Annotated in this window: 17 protein-coding genes and 1 tRNA gene; 10 read left to right on the forward strand and 8 right to left on the reverse strand. The window is 73.0% G+C overall.

All coding sequences use genetic code 11. The annotated features are described in order from the left end of the window. Window positions 1-25: 25 nt before the first annotated feature. From DQ239_RS10010 to DQ239_RS10025, 4 genes are all read left to right on the forward strand, one after another. Window positions 26-766, forward strand: coding sequence for a uracil-DNA glycosylase (locus tag DQ239_RS10010; RefSeq protein WP_233489024.1), 741 nt, complete (start codon window positions 26-28; stop codon window positions 764-766). Beyond that, a tRNA-Leu gene (locus DQ239_RS10015) sits at window positions 757-833 on the forward strand. Before DQ239_RS10010 ends, DQ239_RS10015 begins: the two co-directional genes overlap by 10 nt. Before the next feature lie 209 nt (window positions 834-1,042). Next, window positions 1,043-2,641 (forward strand): M28 family metallopeptidase, encoded by a 1,599-nt coding sequence (locus DQ239_RS10020; protein ID WP_233489026.1) that lies wholly within the window; start codon window positions 1,043-1,045, stop codon window positions 2,639-2,641. A 196-nt stretch (window positions 2,642-2,837) separates the two neighbouring features. After that, window positions 2,838-3,665, forward strand: a complete 828-nt coding sequence (locus tag DQ239_RS10025) for a Bax inhibitor-1/YccA family protein (RefSeq protein WP_113834334.1) — start codon at window positions 2,838-2,840, stop codon at window positions 3,663-3,665. A 187-nt stretch (window positions 3,666-3,852) separates the two neighbouring features. On the opposite strand, the gene DQ239_RS10030 is transcribed toward DQ239_RS10025, so the two are convergent. Further along, the gene (locus DQ239_RS10030; RefSeq protein WP_113834256.1) at window positions 3,853-5,073 is read right to left on the reverse strand and encodes an acetyl-CoA C-acetyltransferase; all 1,221 of its coding nucleotides are present in this window, start codon (window positions 5,071-5,073) and stop codon (window positions 3,853-3,855) included. Window positions 5,074-5,207: 134 nt separating this feature from the next. Next, complete coding sequence (locus DQ239_RS10035; protein WP_113834257.1) at window positions 5,208-6,227, reverse strand: SGNH/GDSL hydrolase family protein; 1,020 nt, start codon at window positions 6,225-6,227, stop codon at window positions 5,208-5,210. 94 nt (window positions 6,228-6,321) lie between these two features. Here DQ239_RS10035 and DQ239_RS10040 point away from each other — a divergent pair, with 94 nt between their 5' ends. After that, a complete protein-coding gene (locus tag DQ239_RS10040; RefSeq protein ID WP_233489028.1) occupies window positions 6,322-7,665 on the forward strand; it encodes a DUF2252 family protein in 1,344 nt (447 codons plus the stop codon). Here DQ239_RS10040 and DQ239_RS10045 read toward each other — a convergent pair. The 3 genes from DQ239_RS10045 to DQ239_RS10055 are packed head-to-tail and all read right to left on the reverse strand — an operon-like array spanning window position 7,631 to window position 11,939. Further along, complete coding sequence (locus tag DQ239_RS10045) at window positions 7,631-8,452, reverse strand: alpha/beta hydrolase (protein ID WP_113834258.1); 822 nt, start codon at window positions 8,450-8,452, stop codon at window positions 7,631-7,633. The genes DQ239_RS10040 and DQ239_RS10045 overlap by 35 nt on opposite strands. 29 nt (window positions 8,453-8,481) lie before the next feature. After that, window positions 8,482-10,470, reverse strand: a complete 1,989-nt coding sequence (locus tag DQ239_RS10050; RefSeq protein WP_113834259.1) for a VWA domain-containing protein — start codon at window positions 10,468-10,470, stop codon at window positions 8,482-8,484. A gap of 2 nt (window positions 10,471-10,472) precedes the next feature. Further along, window positions 10,473-11,939 (reverse strand): sigma 54-interacting transcriptional regulator, encoded by a 1,467-nt coding sequence (locus tag DQ239_RS10055; protein WP_113834260.1) that lies wholly within the window; start codon window positions 11,937-11,939, stop codon window positions 10,473-10,475. Window positions 11,940-12,121: 182 nt separating this feature from the next. Here DQ239_RS10055 and DQ239_RS10060 point away from each other — a divergent pair, with 182 nt between their 5' ends. The 3 genes from DQ239_RS10060 to DQ239_RS10070 are packed head-to-tail and all read left to right on the forward strand — an operon-like array spanning window position 12,122 to window position 16,030. Then, on the forward strand, window positions 12,122-13,123 hold the full coding sequence (locus DQ239_RS10060; protein WP_113834261.1) for an ATP-binding cassette domain-containing protein: 1,002 nt from the start codon (window positions 12,122-12,124) through the stop codon (window positions 13,121-13,123). Continuing rightward, window positions 13,120-13,926, forward strand: coding sequence for an ABC transporter permease (locus DQ239_RS10065; protein WP_113834262.1), 807 nt, complete (start codon window positions 13,120-13,122; stop codon window positions 13,924-13,926). Before DQ239_RS10060 ends, DQ239_RS10065 begins: the two co-directional genes overlap by 4 nt. A 43-nt stretch (window positions 13,927-13,969) precedes the next feature. Then, a complete protein-coding gene (locus DQ239_RS10070; RefSeq protein ID WP_113834336.1) occupies window positions 13,970-16,030 on the forward strand; it encodes a M3 family metallopeptidase in 2,061 nt (686 codons plus the stop codon). Window positions 16,031-16,040: 10 nt separating this feature from the next. On the opposite strand, the gene DQ239_RS10075 is transcribed toward DQ239_RS10070, so the two are convergent. Together DQ239_RS10075 and greA are read right to left on the reverse strand one after the other, a co-directional pair. Then, on the reverse strand, window positions 16,041-16,361 hold the full coding sequence (locus DQ239_RS10075; protein ID WP_113834263.1) for an RNHCP domain-containing protein: 321 nt from the start codon (window positions 16,359-16,361) through the stop codon (window positions 16,041-16,043). Window positions 16,362-16,368: 7 nt separating this feature from the next. Beyond that, complete coding sequence (gene greA / locus DQ239_RS10080) at window positions 16,369-16,872, reverse strand: transcription elongation factor GreA (RefSeq protein WP_113834264.1); 504 nt, start codon at window positions 16,870-16,872, stop codon at window positions 16,369-16,371. Between the two features lie 243 nt (window positions 16,873-17,115). Between greA and mca the strand changes: the two genes are divergently transcribed. Together mca and DQ239_RS10090 are read left to right on the forward strand one after the other, a co-directional pair. Then, window positions 17,116-18,003 carry a mycothiol conjugate amidase Mca gene (gene mca, locus DQ239_RS10085; protein WP_113834265.1) on the forward strand — a complete coding sequence of 296 codons (888 nt, stop codon included), beginning with the start codon at window positions 17,116-17,118 and terminating at the stop codon, window positions 18,001-18,003. Then, window positions 18,000-18,326 (forward strand): hypothetical protein, encoded by a 327-nt coding sequence (locus tag DQ239_RS10090; RefSeq protein WP_113834266.1) that lies wholly within the window; start codon window positions 18,000-18,002, stop codon window positions 18,324-18,326. Before mca ends, DQ239_RS10090 begins: the two co-directional genes overlap by 4 nt. A gap of 22 nt (window positions 18,327-18,348) precedes the next feature. On the opposite strand, the gene DQ239_RS10095 is transcribed toward DQ239_RS10090, so the two are convergent. Further along, window positions 18,349-18,915, reverse strand: coding sequence for a hypothetical protein (locus DQ239_RS10095; protein ID WP_113834267.1), 567 nt, complete (start codon window positions 18,913-18,915; stop codon window positions 18,349-18,351). Window positions 18,916-19,094: the final 179 nt, after the last annotated feature.

Raw genomic sequence — 19,094 nt, forward strand, 5'->3', positions numbered from 1 at the left:
CCCGGTCACTCGGACGCCGGCGGGCGTGGTGCGGAGCGCTCGAGCCACGCGCGAGCTCGCCGTCCTCGACGAGCGCATCTCCGGCTGCTACGCCTGCCCCCGGCTGGTCGCCTGGCGCGAACAGGTCGCCCGCGAGAAGCGCGCGTCGTTCCGCGACTGGGACTACTGGGGCCGCCCGGTCCCGGGTCTGGGGCCCGCGGGCGCACGCATCGCCGTCGTCGGCCTGGCGCCCGCCGCCCACGGGGGCAACCGCACCGGCCGAGTCTTCACCGGCGACCGCAGCGGCGACTGGATCTTCGCCGCGCTCTGGCGGGCGGGGCTGGCCAACCAGCCGACGTCCACGCACGTCGGCGACGGGCTGGAGCTCACCGACGTGCGGGTTGCCGCCGCGGTGCGCTGCGCACCACCGGCCAACGCCCCCACCCCGGAGGAGCGCGACACCTGCTCGCCGTGGCTCGCGCGCGAGCTGGACCTCCTCCCGCGGCTCCGGGTGATCGTGGTGCTCGGCGGGTTCGGGTGGACGGCGCTGTGGCCGGTGCTCGCCGCGGCCGGCTACGCGGTCCCGCGCCCGCGCCCGGTATTCGGCCACGGGGTAGAGGTGCAGGTGACCGGCACTCGGGGCTTTCTCACCGTGCTGGGCAGCTACCACGTGAGCCAGCAGAACACCTTCACCGGCAAGCTGACCGAGCCGATGCTCGACGCCGTCCTCTCGCGGGCGACCGAGCTCGCCGCCGGAACGGCTAGCGTTCCCGGGACGCCCCCGTAGCCCAATCGGCAGAGGCAGGCCCCTTAAAAGGGTCCCAGTGTCGGTTCGATCCCGACCGGGGGTACCACGACCGCGAGCCGTCGCAGGCCGACGGTCCCGCGGCGTCGCTCAGGCCGCTGACGGTCTCGGCGCGTGAGGCGCGACATGCCGAGACTCGATCGGCCGATAATCGAATGTTCACGCAAAGTCAAGGACTTGACACGTGGCGTTACCCATTTGCAGGCTCGATCCCATGCGCGGACACACCGTCCGCGCCTGCACAGAATCGGGCAACACGTGACCTCTACGACCCCGAACCGCAGGACCCGGCTGATCGCCGGGTCCACCGCCGGAGCGCTGGCCGTCGCCGGTGCCGTACTCACCGCCTCGCCGGCCGCTGCCGGCCCGTCCTGCGACAACCGGAACAACAACACCGTCGCCAAGCTCACCGAATGCGTCACCGTCGACGGCGTCCTGGAGCACCAGAAGGCGTTCCAGGCCATCGCCGACGCCAACGGGGACAACCGGGCCTCGGGCACTCCGGGCTACGACGCGTCGGCGGACTACGTCCAGCAGCGACTGGAGGCAGCCGGCTACGAGGTCATCCGGCAGGCGTTCGACTTCCCCTTCTTCGAACTGCGGGACAGCTCCTTCAGCCGGGTGACCCCCACGGCGACGACCTACGAGGAGGGCACGGACTACGTCCCGATGACCTACACCGGCGGAGGCACCGTCGACGACGGCGTCGTCACGCCGGTCGACCTGGGCTCCGGCACCAGCGGGTGCGAGGCTGCTGACTTCGTGGCCTTCCCGGCAGGAAGCGTCGCGCTCGTCCAGCGAGGTACCTGCGCATTCGCCATCAAGGCGACGAACGCCGAGGCGGCCGGCGCCACGGCCGTGGTGGTCGCCAACAACGTGGAGGGGCCGCTCAACGGGACCCTGGGCGCTCCCGGGATCCGGATCCCCGTCATCGGCGTGCCCACGGCGCTCGGCCAGGAGCTCGGCGTGGCGGGCACCACGGTCGACCTGGCCGTCGACGCGACGAGTGAGACGCGCACGACCGAGAACGTCCTGGCCGAACTGCCCGGCCGGACGTCGGACAACGTCGTGATGGCCGGCGCGCACCTGGATTCGGTGCTCGCGGGGCCCGGGATCAATGACAACGGCAGCGGTAGCGCGGCGATCCTCGACGTCGCCGAGAGCATGGCCAAGGTCAAGCCCGACAACACCGTCCGGTTCGCATGGTGGGGCGCGGAGGAACTCGGCCTGCTCGGTTCGACGGAGTACGTCGAGTCGCTGACCCCCGAGCAGTTGTCGGACATCGCCCTCTACCTGAACTTCGACATGGTCGGCTCGCCGAACTTCGCCCGCTTCATCTACGACGGCGACCAGTCGGACTTCGAGGCCACCGCACCGGTCCCTGACGGCTCCGAGCAGATCGAGTACGTCCTCGAGGACTTCTACGAGCAGCGGGGGTTGTTCTACGAGGGCACCGAGTTCAGCGGCCGCAGCGACTACCAGGCCTTCATCAACAACGGCATCCCCTCCGGCGGCCTGTTCACCGGGGCGGAGGGCATCAAGCAGGCGTACCAGGCCGAGGCCTACGGCGGCACCGCGGGCCTCGCGTACGACCCGAACTACCACCAGGCCGGTGACACCATCGACAACCTCGACCTGACCGCGCTCGACCAGAACTCCGACGCCATCGCCTACGCGGTGCTGACGCTGGCGTACACGACGGAGCGGGTCAACGGCGACCGCGGGACGCCGGTCCCCGGGGGCACGTTCGAGGGCGACCCGACCGCCCGGGACTACCGGATCCCCTCGGGTGGCCCGGCCGGTGGTGGTGGTCTGACGCCAGGCCACGACCACGACCACGGCGGCGAGACCGCCTGACCTGGCACCGCCGACGCGACGCCGCCCCTCCGGACCGGAGGGGCGGCGTCGTCGGCGTCGGGGACGGCGCGAACGACTCCGCCGTGGAACCGCACGACACGCCGGAACTACCGGGCCCGCCGGAGCGTTGACCAGACCGAGTGGGGTGCACCACCGTGTACGCCACGATCCAAGCGGTCACCTCGAGGAGATGACGATGCCCAGCAGCAACCCGGCGTTCAAGGGCCTCGGCAACGCCGGCTACGGCCAGCAGAGCGCAGCCTGGGGTGCCCCCCAGTACGGTGCGCCCGGCCAGTACGGCGCGCCTGCCCCGCACGACCCGTACGCGGCCCCCTCGCCCTACGCGGCCACGGGCACGCAGTACATGACGATGGACGACGTCGTCACCAAGACCGGCCTCACCTTCCTGGTGACCGTCCTGGCCGCCGCGGCGACCTGGATGGCCGTGCCGGACACGACGGCGATCGCCCTCATGTTCCCGGCGGTCATCGTCGGGCTGGTCCTCGGCCTGGTGATCTCGTTCAAGCAGATCACCAACCCGGTCGCCACGCTGGCGTACGCCGCGACCCAGGGTGTCCTGGTCGGGGCGGTCAGCGAGTTCTACAACGACAACTTCGGCGGCAACCTCGTCACGCAGGCGGTGATCGGCACCTTCGGTGTCTTCTTCGGGATGCTGGTGGTCTACAAGACCGGCGCCATCCGGGTCACCCCGAAGCTGACCCGCTGGATCGTGGGCGCGCTGTTCGGCGTGCTCGCCCTCGTCATCGTCAACCTCGTCGCGAGCTTCTTCGTCGACGGCGGCCTGGGCCTGCGTGACGGCGGACCGCTGGCCATCGTCTTCAGCCTGGTCGTGATCGGCGTCGCGGCGTTCTCGCTGCTGCTCGACTTCGACATGGCCGACGAGGCGATCCGCCGTGGCGCCCCGGCGAAGTTCGCCTGGTACATCGCCTTCGGCCTGCTCGTCACGGTCGTCTGGCTGTACCTGGAGATCCTGCGTCTGCTGTCCTACCTGCAGAACGACTGACCCAGCACCAGCTGACAGTGGCCCGGTCCCCGCGAGGGGGCCGGGCCACTGTCGTGTGGGGGCAACCGGGTGCGCGGATGCGTCGTCCCGGGGCTCTGTGTGGCGCATCCGCGCACACCGTCGGCGCCTGGAAGCACAGCGGCCCGGCCCCCGTGGGGGGCCGGGCCGCTGTCGGGTCAGCGCTGGATCAGGAGAGGCGCTCGATGACCATCGCCATGCCCATGCCGCCACCGACGCACATGGTCTCCAGGCCGAAGGTCTTGTCCTTGGTCTGCAGGCCGTTGATCAGCGTGCCGGTGATGCGGGCACCGGTCATGCCGAACGGGTGGCCGACGGCGATGGCGCCACCGTGCACGTTCAGCTTGTCGATGTCGACGCCCAGGTCGCGGTAGCTCGGGATGACCTGCGCGGCGAAGGCCTCGTTGATCTCGACGAGGTCGATGTCGTCGATGGTCATGCCCGCGCGCTGGAGCGCCAGCTTCGAGGCGTCGACCGGGCCGTAGCCCATGATCTCCGGGGAGAGGCCGGTCACCGCGGTGGAGACGATGCGGGCCAGCGGGGTCAGGCCCAGCTCGGCGGCCTTGGTGTCGCTCATGACGACCACGGCAGCGGCGCCGTCGTTCAGCGGACAGGCGTTGCCGGCGGTGGCCCGGCCGTCGGGGCGGAAGGCCGGCTTCAGGCCGGACAGGGCCTCGACGGTGGTGCCGCGGCGGGGGCCGTCGTCCTGGCTGACCACGGTGCCGTCCGGCGTCGTGACGGGGGTGATCTCGCGCGCCCAGAAGCCGTTGTCGATCGACTCGACGGCCAGCTGCTGGCTGCGGGCCGCGAACTCGTCCATCTCCTGGCGGGAGACGTCCTTGATCAGCGCCAGGTTCTCGGCCGTCTGGCCCATGGCGATGTAGACGTCCGGGATGTCGCCGCTCTCGCGCGGGTCGACCCACGTGTCGGCGCCGCTCTCGGCAGCCTTCGCGGCCTTGGCCTGGGCCTCGTCGAAGATCGGGTTCTTGGTGTCCGGCAGGCCGTCGCTGTTGCCCTTGACGAACCGGGACACCATCTCGACACCGGCGGAGATGAAGACGTCGCCCTCGCCGGCCTTGATGGCGTGCAGCGCCATGCGGGTGGTCTGCAGCGACGAGGAGCAGTAGCGGGTGATCGTCGTGCCGGGCAGGTGGTCCATGCCCATGAGCACGCTGACGACGCGGCCCATGTTGTAGCCCTGCTCGCCGCCGGGGAGGCCGACGCCCAGCATCAGGTCGTCGACGTCCCGGGGGTCGAGGGCGGGCACCTTGTCCAGCGCGGCCTTGACGATGGTGGCGGCGAGGTCGTCGGGGCGCATGTCCTTCAGCGAGCCCTTGAAGGCGCGGCCGATGGGGGAGCGGGCGGTGGCGACGATGACTGCTTCGGGCATTGATCCTCCACGATGAGGGGTCCGGCCGCGGTCGCCGGACGTCGGGTCGCCCCTGAAACTACCCCCGCGTCCCGCGGCCCTATGAGCCGCGGCACACGGCCCCGAGGCTCTGTGGCCCGCGTCACCGTCGGGGATCAGGTGGTCGCGGACTCCTGCTGCGCGGGCGCGGCGAGCTCGGCGGCGGTGATCTCCGGGGGACGGCGACGACGCAGCAGCGCCCAGCCACCCCACGGCTCGGCCCCCGGGCCGGGTACCTCGGCGGGCTGGACCTCGCTGCCGGTGCGGCTCGCCGCGCGCGCGGCGGCGGTGGCCACCGGGCGCACGGTGTCGCGGCGGATCGTGCCGCGGCGGCGGTCCGCGGCGGCCGGCCACACCCCCAGCGCGTCGGCGACCGACGGGAGGAGCACCGCGGCGGCGTGCGCGTAGCCCGCGGCGCTGGGGTGGAACTGGTCGCGGCTGAAGAGGGTGAGGTCGGTGGCGAAGCTGGGCCCCAGGGCCGAGCCCAGGGAGACGGTGCGCCCCCCGGCCTCGACCACGGCGATGGTCTGCGCGGCGGCCATCTGCCGGCTCCAGCGCCGGGCCAGCGTGCGCAGCGGCTGACCGATCGGGCGGATCGTGCCCAGGTCCGGGCAGGTGCCGACGACGACCTCCGCGCCCGCGGCGGTGAGCCGGCGGACGGCGTCCCCGAGGTGGCGGACGGAGATGGCCGGCCGGGTGCGGCTGGTGACGTCGTTGGCGCCGATCATGATCAGCGCGATGTCGGGGTGCTCGAGCAGTGCTGCGTCGACCTGGGCGTCGAGCTGCGGCGACTTGGCGCCGGAGACGGCGAGCCGGGTGAGCCGGACCGGGCGCTCGGCGAGCTCGGCGAGGGCCGAGGCGATGAGCACCCCGGGGGTCTGGTCGGCGCGGTCGACGCCCAGGCCGACGGCGCTGGAGTCACCGAGCACGGTGAAGGAGATCGGCGTCCCGCGGCGTCGGCCGTAGACGCCGTCGCCGGAGGGCGGGTCGGGCTGTCGGCGGGCGTCCACGCGGCGGCGTGCGGCGCGGGCCTCCTCGTGCAGCAGCGCGACGAATGCGGCACCGGCGAGGCCCACCCCGCCGCCACCGTAGGCGGCACCGGTCACCAGCCGGCGTGCTGTGCTCGCTCGGATCACGGTTCCTCCCTCCGGTCGTCGGGCCGTCCGCGCACCCTCCCGTCGAGGTTATCGACCGCCTACGGTGCGAGCTGTGGCCCTCTCCCCCCAAGGTGTGACCCAGCCCACAGGCCCCGACGAGCGGACGGAGACGATCGTCGGCGTCCTGGTCGAGGCGTTCGCGGACCTGATGGAGGCCGACGCCGACGCCTTCCGGACGAAGTTCCGCAAGATGGCCGCCGACCCCTTCGCCTTCTACCGGGGCAGCGCCGTCCTCTTCTACGCGGACATGGCGACGACCGAGGACCGCTGGACCGACGAGCGGACGTCGAGGGTGTGGATCCACGGTGACCTGCACGCGGAGAACTTCGGCACGTACATGGACGCGACCGGCCGCATCGTGTTCGACGTCAACGACTTCGACGAGGCCTACCTGGGCCACGTCAGCTGGGACCTGCGCCGGTTCGTCGCCAGCTTCGCCCTGCTGGCCTGGCGCAAGGCGTTCTCCGACGAGGTGATCGGCGAGCTGATCACCGTCTACCTGCACGCCTGGCTGGACCAGGTGGAGGCCTTCACCCACTCCGACGCCGACCGCGACTTCGCCCTGGTGGCCGGCAACACCGAAGGGGCCGTGCACGAGCTCATCCGCGCCACGGCCCTGCGCACCCGCCTCGGGCTGCTGCAGCGGATGACCGTCGTGGAGAACTCCGAGCGGCGCTTCGCCGACAACGCCCGGAACCGCCGGCTGGAGGACGACGAGCGCGCCGAGGTGCTCGACGCCCTGGAGCGCTACAAGGCGACGCTGCCGCCCCGGCCCTGGCGACGGGAGGTCACCTACGACGTCAAGGACGTCATCGGCACGGGCGGCTTCGGGATCGGCAGCGCCGGGCTGCCCGCCTACAATGTGCTGCTCGAGGGCTACGACCAGGCGCTGGAGAACGACGTGGTCCTGTCGATCAAGCAGGGTGGCGTCGCCGCGCCCAGCAGGATCGTGGACGACCCGGAGATCAGCGCGTACTTCGAGCACGAGGGCCACCGGACGGCGGTGAGCCGCCGCGCGCTGCAGTCGCACGCCTCCCAGTTCCTCGGGTACACGGAGATCCGGGGGAGCGGCTTCGTCGTCGCCGAGCTGTCGCCCTACGAGCTGGACCTCGACTGGGAGGACCTCACCGAGCCCGCCGACGTCCGGCCGGTGCTCGAGCAGCTGGGCCGGGCGACGGCGAAGCTGCACTGCGTCGGGGACGCCGACAGCGACCACACGCTGGTCCCGTTCCAGACCGAGGAGGCGATCGTGACCATGATCGCGGGCCGCCGGGAGGAGTTCGTCGCCGACCTGGTCGAGTTCGCGCACGCCTACGCGCGGCGCACCCAGGAGGACCACCGCCGCTTCGTCGACGCCTTCCGCGCCGGCGCCATCCCGGGCATCAGCTCGAGCGGGGAGCACCCGGCGGGCCGCTGACCGGGCCCGGGAGGTCGGCGGCGAGCCGGACGGCGAGGTCGCCGGGCTCGCACCGGTGCCCGCTCCCGGGGATCCGCGCCTGCTCCGCGTTCGGGAGGGCGGTGACCAGCGCGTCAGCGGCGTCGGCCATGAACGGGAAGGTGTCGGTGCCCAGCAGGACGAGGACCGGGACGGCGACCGCCGCCCACAGCTCCGCCCGGGGCGCCGACTGCGTCCACGCCAGCGCCTCGGCGTCGGCCTCCAGCGTCGCGGCCATGCGCGCGTACAGCGGCCAGCGCGGGCCGCTGCGCATGGACGCGAACCACTCCGGCGGCATGCCGTCGGTGTAGAGCCGCCAGACCGCCTCCGGGTCACCCGCGGCCACGCACGCCCGGACGGCGGCCAGGTACGCCGCGCCGTCGGTCCCGCACTCCTCGCCGAGCGGCACCTCCCACAGCGACAGCCGCTCCACCCCCGGCAGTGCCGCGGCGGCGGCCAGCGCGATCGCCCCGCCGGACGAGCTCCCGTGCAGCCACGCCCGCCCGCCGACGGCCTCGACCAGCGTCCCGACGGCGGCGACCTCCCGGGCCAGGCCGAAGGGCGGCTCGCCCTCGCTGTCGCCCCGGCCCGGGCGGTCGTAGTGGACGACGTCGAAGCCGCGCCGGGCCAGCTCGCCGGTCAGCGCGGAGGTGTCGGGATCGACGGCCCGGAACTGGCCGGCCCCGCCGATCAGCACCAGCGGCTGACCCTCACCCACCCGGTCGTAGGCGATGCGGGTGCCGTCGGGGGCCTGCACGTGCTCGGTCATGTGCTGCAGACCGGGCGCGGCGCCGGAACTCAGCGGCTGCGCCGCCCCCTCCGCGCCCGGAGGTAGTCGGCGACGACGAACTCGCCGAGGCGGTCGCTGTCGGGCGTGAACACCCGGCCGCCGGCCCGCTCGGTGAGGTCGTGCACGAAGTGCACCAGCCCCGGGTCGGGGTCGAGGGCGAACACGTTCACCGTCGCGCCGGAGCGGGCGACCCGCTCCACCTCGGCGACGGTGCGGGCGATCGTCTCGGGCATCGGCGGCCAGCAGAAGAACGGCGTTCCGTCGTCCTCCAGGTGCGCCGTCGGTTCGCCGTCGGTGACGACCAGGACGACCGGCTCGGCGTCGTGGTGCCGGGCCAGGAACCGCCGCGCCAGGATGAGGCCGTGCTGCAGGTTGGTGCCCTGCAGCGTGTCCACCGAGAGCTCGGCGAGGGTCGAGGGCGCCAGCACCTGCGCGGTCGAGGCGAACCCGATGATCTCGATGGCGTCCTGCGGGAAGCGGGTGGTGACCAGCGAGTGCAGCGCCATCGCCGTCGACTTCGCCGCACCCCAGGTGCCGCGCAGCGCCATGGAGTACGAAAGGTCGACCAGCAGCGCGACGGCCGCCCCGGTGCGCCGCTCGGTCTCGACGACCTCGAAGTCCTCGACCGCGATGCGGACGCGGCGGTCGTGCTCGCGGCGCGGCTCGTGCGCCGTGCGCAGGACGGCGTTCTTCACCGTGCGGACGACGTCCAGCGGCTGCTCGTCGCCGAACCGCCACTCGCGGGAGCTGCCGGTCAGCTCGCCGGCCGCGCCCGCATCGGCGACGTCGTGGTCGCCGCGGCCGGTGGACTCCAACTGGGCGAACACCCGGCGCAGCGCGGTCGCCCCTAGGCGGCGCACCGCCTTGGGGGAGAGCTCCAGCTTGCCGCCCGAGCGGTTGAGGTAGCCCTGCCGCTCGAGCTCGGTCTCCATCTGCCGCAGCGCGGCGAGGTCGTCGACCGCGGGCCGGCCCAGCGCCCGCTCGAGCAGCTCCTCGTCGATGTCGGCGAGCGAGGCGCCCGCATAGCCCTGGGAGAGCTGGTTGGACAGCGCCTCGAGGTCGGCGAGCTCGGCCACCGCGGAGGTGGCGTCCCCCATGCCCAGCGCCTGCTCGCCGTCGGGCACCTGGCCGCGCCGACCCCACGGGAGGTCCGGGCGCGCCTGGCGCAGCGCATCGCCCAGGTGGGCCATCTCGCTGGCCAGGCCCATGTCCTCCATGGTCTGGGCCATCAGGTCGGCGAGCTCGGCCCGCTGCTCCGGCGAGAGGCCGGCCATCATCCGCTCCTGCGCGGCGGCTCGGCGGGCGAGCGAGTCGATGAGCTCCTCGACCGTCTGCGGGTCGTCGGGGAAGAACTGACCGTGCTTCTCCATGAAGTCGGCGAAGCGCTCGTCGGTGTCCTCGCCGCGGTTGTGCGCGTCGACGAGCTGCGACAGGTCGGCGACCATGTCCTTGATCGCCTGCATGTCCTGCTGGCCGGCGTTCTCCAGCGCCTGCTTCATCGAGGCGAAGGAGCTGTCGAGCACCTCCTTGCGGAGCAGGTCTTGGATCTGGTCGTAGGCCTGCCGGGCCTCGTCGGACCGCCACTGCCAGTCCTTGAGCGCGCGCACCGCGCCCGCGGTCTCCTCGGGCAGCGCGTCGAGCTCGTCCTCGGCCAGCCGGGCGGCGTCGTCCGGGTCGGGGAACAGGGCCCGGCGCTCGGCCTCCAGCGCCTTGTCCAGCAGCTCCCGGACCTCCTGCAGCGTGCCGTCCATCCGGCCGGCGGTCCGGGCCTGGCGGAGCCGCTCGCGCACCGAGCGGCGCAGCTCGTCGAGACCGCGGCGTCCCTCGGCGCCCCGCCGCAGCAGCTCGCGCAGCGCCTCGCGCACGCCGCTGCCGCCCAGGACCGAGTCGCCGATCTCGTCGACGGCGTTGCCCAGGTCGTAGGGCGGCGCCAGCGGGTCGGGGCCGCCGCGCCAGCGCCCGTACCGGTAGCCCCGGGGGGTTCGGCTCCGGGACACCGTCAGGCCCCGTAGACCGTGCGGCCGCCGTCGGTGTCCTTGGCCAGCCGCCGGGTCAGGTACAGGCCCTCGAGCGCGAACTCCACCGCGGCCGCGGCCTGCTCGGCGGACTGGTCGCCCTCGGGGACGCCGAGCCGGCCCAGCAGCTCGGCGAGCCTCGGGATCGTGCCGAGCTGCCCGAGCAGGGCCGGTGCGCTCACCAGCTCGCCGGACTCGACGGTCTCCCCGCCGGTGAAGTGCTCCTGCAGCCCGGTGAGGTCCAGGCCCGCGCACCGCGCGCGGAAGGTCTGCGCGGTGGCCTGCCGGAGCAGGTGGTCGAGGATCTCCAGCTCGCGGTCGTCGTCGTTGTCGCTGCCGGAGTCGGAGAACTCGACCTTGCCGCGGCTGGCCGGGACGATGCTCGGGAGGTCGACCACGCGGGCCACCGGCCGGGTCTCCCCGGCGATGGCCGCGCGGCGGACGGCGGAGGCGGCCACCGTCTCCAGCCCGGCGATGGCGAACCGCGCGCTGACGCCGGAGCGCTGGTCGACGTGCGTGGACTCGCGGACCAGCCGGGTGAACCGGGCGATGATCTCGGCCAGGTGCTCGGGGACCAGGGGCGCGCTGTGGCCGTCGCCGCCGAGCGCGGAGGTCTGCGCCTCCTGGTGCAGCAGCCGGATCTCGTCGGCGAGCTCGATCGGGTAGTGGGTGCGCACCTCGGCGCCGAAGCGGTCCTTGAGCGGGGTGATGATGCGGCCGCGGTTGGTGTAGTCCTCGGGGTTGGCGCTGGCCACCAGCAGCAGGTCCAGGGGGAGCCGCACCCGGTAGCCGCGGATCTGGATGTCGCGCTCCTCCAGCACGTTGAGCAGCGCGACCTGGATGCGCTCGGCGAGGTCGGGCAGCTCGTTGACGCTGAAGATGCCGCGGTTGCTGCGCGGCACCAGGCCGTAGTGCACGGTCTCGGGGTCGCCCAGCGTGCGGCCCTCGGCCACCTTGATGGGGTCGACGTCGCCGATGAGGTCGCCGACGCTGGTGTCGGGGGTGGCGAGCTTCTCCCCGAAGCGCTCGGTGCGGTGCAGCCAGCCCACGGGGGTCGCGTCGCCGTGCTCGGCGAGCTGCCGGTGCGCCCAGACGCTGATCGGTGCCAGCGGGTGCTCGTTGAGCTCGCTGCCGGTGAGCACGGGGGTCCACTCGTCGAGCAGCCCGACGAGGGTGCGGATCAGGCGGGTCTTGCCCTGACCGCGCTCACCGAGCAGCACGAGGTCGTGGCCGGCGATGAGGGCCCGCTCCACCTCGGGCACCACGGTGTCCTCGAAGCCCACCATGCCCGGCAGGCTGGGCTCGCCGCGGCCGAGGCGGGCGAGCAGGTTGGCACGGATCTCGGCCTTGACGGGGCGGGCCACGGCGCCGCTCGCGCGCAGCTCACCCACCGTCGTGGCAGCAGGGGCAGGGGTGGTCGGTCCGGCGGAGACGCCGGCGGTGTCCGTCACCCCAGGAACGGTACGACGCGGACGGCGGGAAGGGGGCCCCGGAGCGCTTCGCTCCCGGGCGGCTCCGCACCGGTGAGTTCGGGGCCGCGGGGCGGTCCATCCCGGCATGGAGACGCAGAACGTGCTCGGCCGTCGGCGAAACGCCCTCGGGAACCGTCGGTACCCGGCTCTAGCGTGCGCTCATGAGCGACGCGATCGTCGTCGAGGGCCTGGTGAAGCGCTTCGGCGCCACGACGGCCCTGGACGGAGTGGACCTGACCGTGACCGAGGGGTCCGTGCTGGGGCTCCTCGGCCCCAACGGCGCCGGGAAGACGACGGTGGTGCGGATCCTGACGACGCTGCTGGTCGCCGACGGCGGGCGGGCGGAGGTCGCCGGGCTCGATGTCGCGCGGGACGCCGACGCCGTCCGGGCGGCGATCGGGCTCACCGGGCAGTACGCCGCCGTGGACGAGTACCTGACCGGCTTCGAGAACCTGGAGATGGTCGGCCGGCTCTACCGGCTGTCCCGGGCCGAGGCCCGGACGCGGGCGGGTGAGCTGCTGGAGCGGTTCGACCTCACCGGCGCCGCCGCCCGTCCGGCGAAGACGTACTCCGGTGGCATGCGCCGGCGGCTGGACATCGCCGCCTCGCTGATCAACCGGCCCCGGGTGCTCTTCCTGGACGAGCCGACCACCGGGCTCGACCCGCGCAGCCGGCTGGCGATGTGGGACTTCATCGCCGAGCTGGCCGACGGCGGGACGACGATCCTGCTCACCACCCAGTACCTGGAGGAGGCCGACCGGCTGGCCGACCGCATGGTCGTCATCGACCGCGGGCGGGTCATCGCGCGCGGCACCGCGGACGAGCTCAAGGCGCAGGTGGGCGGGGAGCGGCTGGAGCTCACCGTCACGGACGCCACCGCCCTGCCGGGCATGGCGGAGGTGCTGCGGCCGCTGGCCGTCGACGAGCCGCAGGTCGACCTCGCCGGCCGGCGGCTGTCGATGCCGGTCAGCGGCGGCGCCGAGGTGCTGGCCGAGGCCCTGAACCGGTTCGACGGCGGCCTCGCGCAGATCGTCGACGTCGGCCTGCGCCGGCCCGATCTGGACGACGTGTTCCTCGCGCTCACCGGCCACGCGGCCGAGGTGGCCACCACCGACGACGACGCCCCCGAGGCCGAGGCCGTCCCGACCGGAGGAGTCCGATGAGCAGCCTGGGCGCGACGCTGTCCGACAGCGTCGTCATCACCAAGCGCAACCTGATCAAGGTCAAGCGGGTGCCCGACCTGATCGTGTTCGCGACGCTGTCGCCGATCATGTTCGTGCTGCTGTGCCGGTACGTCTTCGGGGGCGCGATCGACCTGCCGCCGGGCATCAACTACGCCGAGTTCTTGCTGCCGGGCATCTTAGCGCAGACGGTCGTCTTCGGGTCCACGGTCACCGGCGCCTCGATCGCCGAGGACCTGCAGAAGGGGCTCATCGACCGCTTCCGGTCGCTGCCGATGTCGCGGGCCGCGGTGCTCATCGGCCGCACGGTCGCGGACGCCGGGCTGAACGTCATCTCGATCACCGTCATGGCCCTGACCGGGCTGGCGGTCGGCTGGCGGATCAACTCGTCGGTGCTCGAGGCGGCCGGCGGCTTCCTGCTGCTGTTGGTCTTCGCCTACGCGATCAGCTGGCTGATGGCGCTGGTCGGCCTGCTGGTGCGCACGCCGGAGGTGGTCAACAACGCCAGCTTCATGGTGATCTTCCCGCTGACGTTCGCGTCGAACGCCTTCGTGCCGCTGGAGTCCTTCCCGTCGGTGCTGCAGACGTTCGCCGAGTGGAACCCGGTGTCCACCGTCGTCCAGGGAGCCCGGGAGCTGTTCGGCAACACCGTCCCCGGGGCGCCGGTCCCCGACGCCTGGCCGCTGCAGAACCCCGTGCTCTACACGCTGCTGTGGACCGCGATCATCCTCGTGGTCTTCGTGCCGCTGTCGGTCCGTGCCTACCGCCGGACCGCCTCGCGCTGAGCGGGTGCGGTGCGGTGCGGTGGATCGCGATGTAATGACGACGATGAGTGCTGCAGAGAGCTCGCCGGTGACCCCCGCCAACCCGCTGTTCGTGCCCTCGCCGCTGCCGTTCGGGCTGCCGCCGTTCGACGACATCACGCCCGAGCACTGCCGCGAGGCGCTGCTGGCGGGGATGTCCGAGCAGCGCGCCGAGGTGGCGGCCATCGTGGGCTCGGAGGAACCGCCGGGCTTCGACAACACCGTGGTCGCCCTCGAGCGCTCCGGCCGCCTGCTGGCGCGGGCGTGGAGCGTCTTCGGCAACCTGACCTCGTCGGTCTCCTCGCCGCGGGTGCGCGAGATCGAGCGGGAGATCGCGCCGCTGGCAGCCGCCCACTCCGACGCCCTGCGGCTGGACCCCGTCCTCTTCGGGCGCATCGCCGACGTGCACGCCCGGCGCCACGACCTGGGCCTGGACGAGGAGTCGGTGCGGCTGGTGGAGCGCTACCACCTGGACTTCCGGCTCTCCGGCGCCCAGCTCGACGACGCCGGGCGCGCCCGCCTGACCGAGCTCAACCAGGAGCTGTCGGCGCTCACCACGACGTTCGGGCAGAACGTGCAGCTGGCCATGGAGGCCGCCGCCGTGCACGTCGACGACGTCGCGGAGCTCGACGGGCTGAGCGCCGAGGAGCTCGCCGCGGCGCGGACCGCCGCGGCCGATCGCGGGCTGGACGGCTGGCTGCTGCCCCTCCTGCTGCCCACCCGCCAGCCGGTGCTCGCCAAGCTGCGCAACCGGGACCTGCGCCGCCGGGTGCACGAGGCGTCGGTGCACCGCGCGTCCGCCGGCGAGCACGACAACGGTCCGGTGGCGGTGCGCATCGCCACGCTGCGTGCCGAGCGGGCGCGCCTGCTCGGGTTCGACACCCACGCCGACCTCGTGCTCGCCGACCAGACCGCCCGCACCACCGAGGCCGTCGACGCGATGCTCGCCTCGATGGTCCCGGCGTCGGTGGCCAACGCCCGGGCGGAGGCGGCGGTGCTGGCCGAGGCCGCCGCGCGGGACGGCATCGAGCTGGCGCCGTGGGACTGGTCCTTCTACAGCGAGCAGGTCCGGGCCGAGCGCTACGCCGTCGACACCGCGGCCCTGCGGCCCTGGTTCGAGCTGGACCGGGTGCTGGTCGACGGGGTCTTCCACGCCGCCGAGCTGCTCTACGGGTTCCGGTTCACCCCGCGCCCCGACCTGGTGGGCTACCACCCGGAGGTGCGGGTGTGGGAGGTGACCGACGCGGACGGGACGGCCCTGGGGCTGTACCTGGGTGACTACTTCGCCCGCGAGGGCAAGCGCGGCGGCGCCTGGATGAACTCCTTCGTGACGCAGTCGCGGCTGCTCGGCACCTCGCCGGTCGTGGTCAACAACCTCAACGTCTCGCGCCCGCCGGACGGTCGGCCGGCGCTGCTGACGCTGGACGAGGTCGACACGCTGTTCCACGAGTTCGGGCACGCGCTGCACGGGCTGAGCTCGTCGGTCACCTACCCGCGCTTCGCCGGCACCAGCGTGCCGCGCGACTTCGTCGAGTTCCCGAGCCAGGTCAACGAGATGTGGGCGATGTGGCCCGAGGTCCTGGCCCACTACGCGCGGCACGTCGACACCGGGGAACTGCTCCCGGCGTCGGTCGTCGAGGCGGTCGACGCCGCCCGCCTGTGGGGCGAGGGGTTCGCCACCCTGGAGTACCTGGCCGCCACCCTGCTCGACCAGGCCTGGCACCGGGTCGCGCCGGACGCCGCGATCGGCGACCCGGTGGAGTTCGAGCGGGCGGCGCTGGAGGCGGCCGGCGTCGCCTCGGAGCTCGTGCCGCCCCGCTACCGGACGACGTACTTCAACCACGTCTTCGCCGGTGGCTACTCGGCCGGCTACTACTCCTACATCTGGTCGGAGGTCCTCGACGCCGACACGGTGGAGTGGTTCAAGGAGAACGGCGGGCTGCGCCGGGCCAACGGCGACGCGTTCCGGCAGAAGCTGCTCGCCGTCGGCGGCTCGGTCGATCCGCTGTCGGCCTTCCGCGCGGTCCGGGGCCGGGACGCCGACCCGGCCCCGCTGCTCCGCCGTCGCGGCCTCGCCCCGGCCTGAGCAGCCCGGCTCACAACCAGGGCAGCGAGAGGACCAGATCCAGGTCGTCCGGGGCGTGGCCCTCGCGGACCAGCCGGTTGGGCTGGCGGTGGCCGCACGCCGTGCAGCGGTGCACCACCTGCCAGCCCTTGCCCGACTTCTCCACCAGGCCGATGGGCTCCATGGGCTGCCGGCACCCGCTGGCCCGGTCGCCCGGGAGCTCGTCCACGTGCAGCGACCACAGGCAGTACGGGCAGTGGTTGCGGTAGTGCCCGTCGGTGTTGGCGGGCACCGGCCGGGTGCAGTGCACGCAGGCGAACCCGGTGTTCTCTGCTCGGCGCGAGCGGGTCACCGAGCGGTCAGGGGACGAACGGCTCGACGCCCACGACCTCGACGGTCATGTCGCGGCCGTTGGGCGCCTGGTAGGTGACCGTGGCGCCCGGAGCAGCGCCCATGATCGCCGCGCCCAGCGCCGACTCGGGGGAGTAGACGGCCAGGTCCGTGGTGCCGGCGATCTCCCGCGAGCCCAGCAGGAACTTCTCGGTCTCGTCGTCGCCGGCGAACTTGATGGTGATGACGGTGCCCAGCGCCGCGTTCGTCGCCGTCGCCGGCGGCTCGCCGACCTGCGCCTTGCGCAGCAGATCGGTGAGCTGGCGGATCCGCCCCTCCTGCTTGCCCTGCTCGTCCTTGGCGGCGTGGTAGCCGCCGTTCTCCTTGAGGTCGCCCTCCTCGCGGCGGGCGTTGATCTCGGCGGACATCGCGGGGCGGTTCGCCACCAGCTGGTCGAGCTCGGCCTTGAGCCGGTCGTAGGCGTCCTGGGTCAGCCAGACGCTCTGGTCCTGCTGGTCAGTGGGGGTGGACACGACTACTCCTGAAAATTCGGGAGGCCGCCCCCGATCGGGGACGGCCGCTGGTCGAACGGCCAAGCTAACACCGCCACGGGGCCCGATGCACGAGCCGGACGCGCCGCCAGGGACACGGAACCGTACTGGCCCGGGAGTGACGCGGCACACATGTCCCCCGTACGGGGCACCGACCTGCGGCATCACATCAGGGACGTCGGTGGGCCCCACCGGTTCCCGCGTCGGACGGGGGACAATGCACCGGTGACCCGACCCGACCAGCTGCGCCTGCTCGCCGTCCACGCCCATCCGGACGACGAGTCGAGCAAGGGCGCCGCCACCATGGCCAAGTACGTCGCGGAAGGCGTGCAGGTCATGGTGGCCACCTGCACCGGCGGCGAGCGCGGCTCCGTGCTCAACCCCGCGATGGACCGCCCCGAGGTCTGGGAGCGACTGCCCCAGATCCGCCGGGAGGAGATGGCCAGGGCTCGCGAGATCCTCGGGGTCGAGCAGGAGTTCCTCGGCTTCGTCGACTCCGGGCTGCCCGAGGGCGACCCGCTGCCCCCGCTGCCCGAGGGGTGCTTCGCGCTCGTGCCGGTCGAGGAGGCCGCCGCACCGCTCGTGGCGCTCATCCGCCGGTTCCGGCCGCAGGTGATCACCACCTACGACGAGCGCGGCGGCTACCCCCACCCCGACCACATCAAGACCCACGACATCTCGGTGCACGCCTTCGAGGCCGCGGGTGATCCGGACCGCTATCCGGAGCTGGGCGAGCCGTGGCAGCCGAGCAAGCTCTACTACCACATGAGCTTCACGCTGCCCCGGACGAAGGCGCTGCACGAGGCGATCCTGGCCACGGGCGCCGAGTCGCCGTACACGGAGTGGCTGGCCAACTGGGACCCCGCCCGCGACCTGAGCCACCGCGTGACCACGCGGGTGCCGTGCGGCGAGTACTTCGAGGTCCGCGACGCCGCTCTCATCGCGCACGCCACCCAGATCGATCCCCTGGGTCGCTGGTTCGCCTGCCCGATCGACACGCAGCGGGAGATCTGGCCGACGGAGGACTACGAGCTCGCCCGCTCGCTCATCGACGCCCCGACGCCCGAGGACGACCTGTTCGCCGGGCTGCGCAGCGAGGTGGGCGTCCGATGAGGACCGCGGTCGGCGCCGTCCTCGCGGCCGAGCAGCAGCTGCCCGAGGACATCGGCAAGGCCGGGCCGCTGGGCCTGCTGCTCATCGTGGTCCTGCTCATCGCCGTGGCGGCGCTCGTGCGGTCCATGTCGCGGCACCTGCGGAAGGTGCCCCGCAGCTTCGACCCCGACGACGCGGTGCCCGAGGTGCCCGACACCCCGGCCGAGCTGGTGGAGCCGGCACCCGGGGCGGAGCTGCTCGACACCCTGCGCCGGCAGCCCCGGGCGATCGAGGCCCGGCGGGACGACGACGACCGGCCGGGGAGCCCTGCGTCGCAGAGCTGACCCCGGCCGGCCGGTGGTGCGCCTACCAGCGGTGCGCCACGTCGACGACCAGCCGCGGTCCGACGTCGGACTGCGGGACGCCCGGCAGCACGAACACCCGGAAGGGCAGCCGCGCCCGGACGCCGAGGGCCAGCGTGGTGTAGCCCTCGAAGGACCCGGCCCACGCGACCTGCCGGAAGGTCGAGTAGCCGCCCACCCGGACCACCTCGCGGCGGTTGGCCGGGGTGAAGGTGGCGTTGCCGTCACCGTCGTAGGCCGGCGCCTGCAGCGTCACCTGCAGGTCGGCGGCACCGCGGACGGGCACCGGGCGGCCGGAGCCGTCCTCGACCACGACCGGCACGTACCGGACGTCGTAGGTGCCGAAGGTGGTGTCCTGGCCGAGCAGGTCCACCACGAGCCGGTCGCAGCAGGCGTGCCGGCCGGAGCGGACGTTCACGACCATGTCCGTGTCGTCGGCCCCCGTGCCGACTTCGGGCAGCGATCCCCATGCCTGGCCGCAGTACGGCGCAGCCTGGGCGGTGGCGGGGAGGACGGTGGCGGCGAGCGCCACGGTCGCGGTGAGGGTGAGTCGACGGATCCAGTGGGACATGACAGGCCTCCTCGTGGGGTGTGTGGCCGCCTGAAGAGTCCCGCCGACACACCCAATAGCACCATGGGTGCAAAGCCACAAGCATTGTCGAAACGTCGGCGTGTCGGTCGGCAAGAGTTCGACCATCGGAGGCGGTGCCCCGGCGCGTCCTTTGGCGCTTGTCGCCAACGCAATGGTGA

It is taken from the genome of Blastococcus sp. TF02-09, from assembly GCF_003319105.1.
In the GTDB taxonomy this organism is placed as follows: Bacteria; Actinomycetota; Actinomycetes; order Mycobacteriales; family Geodermatophilaceae; genus Blastococcus.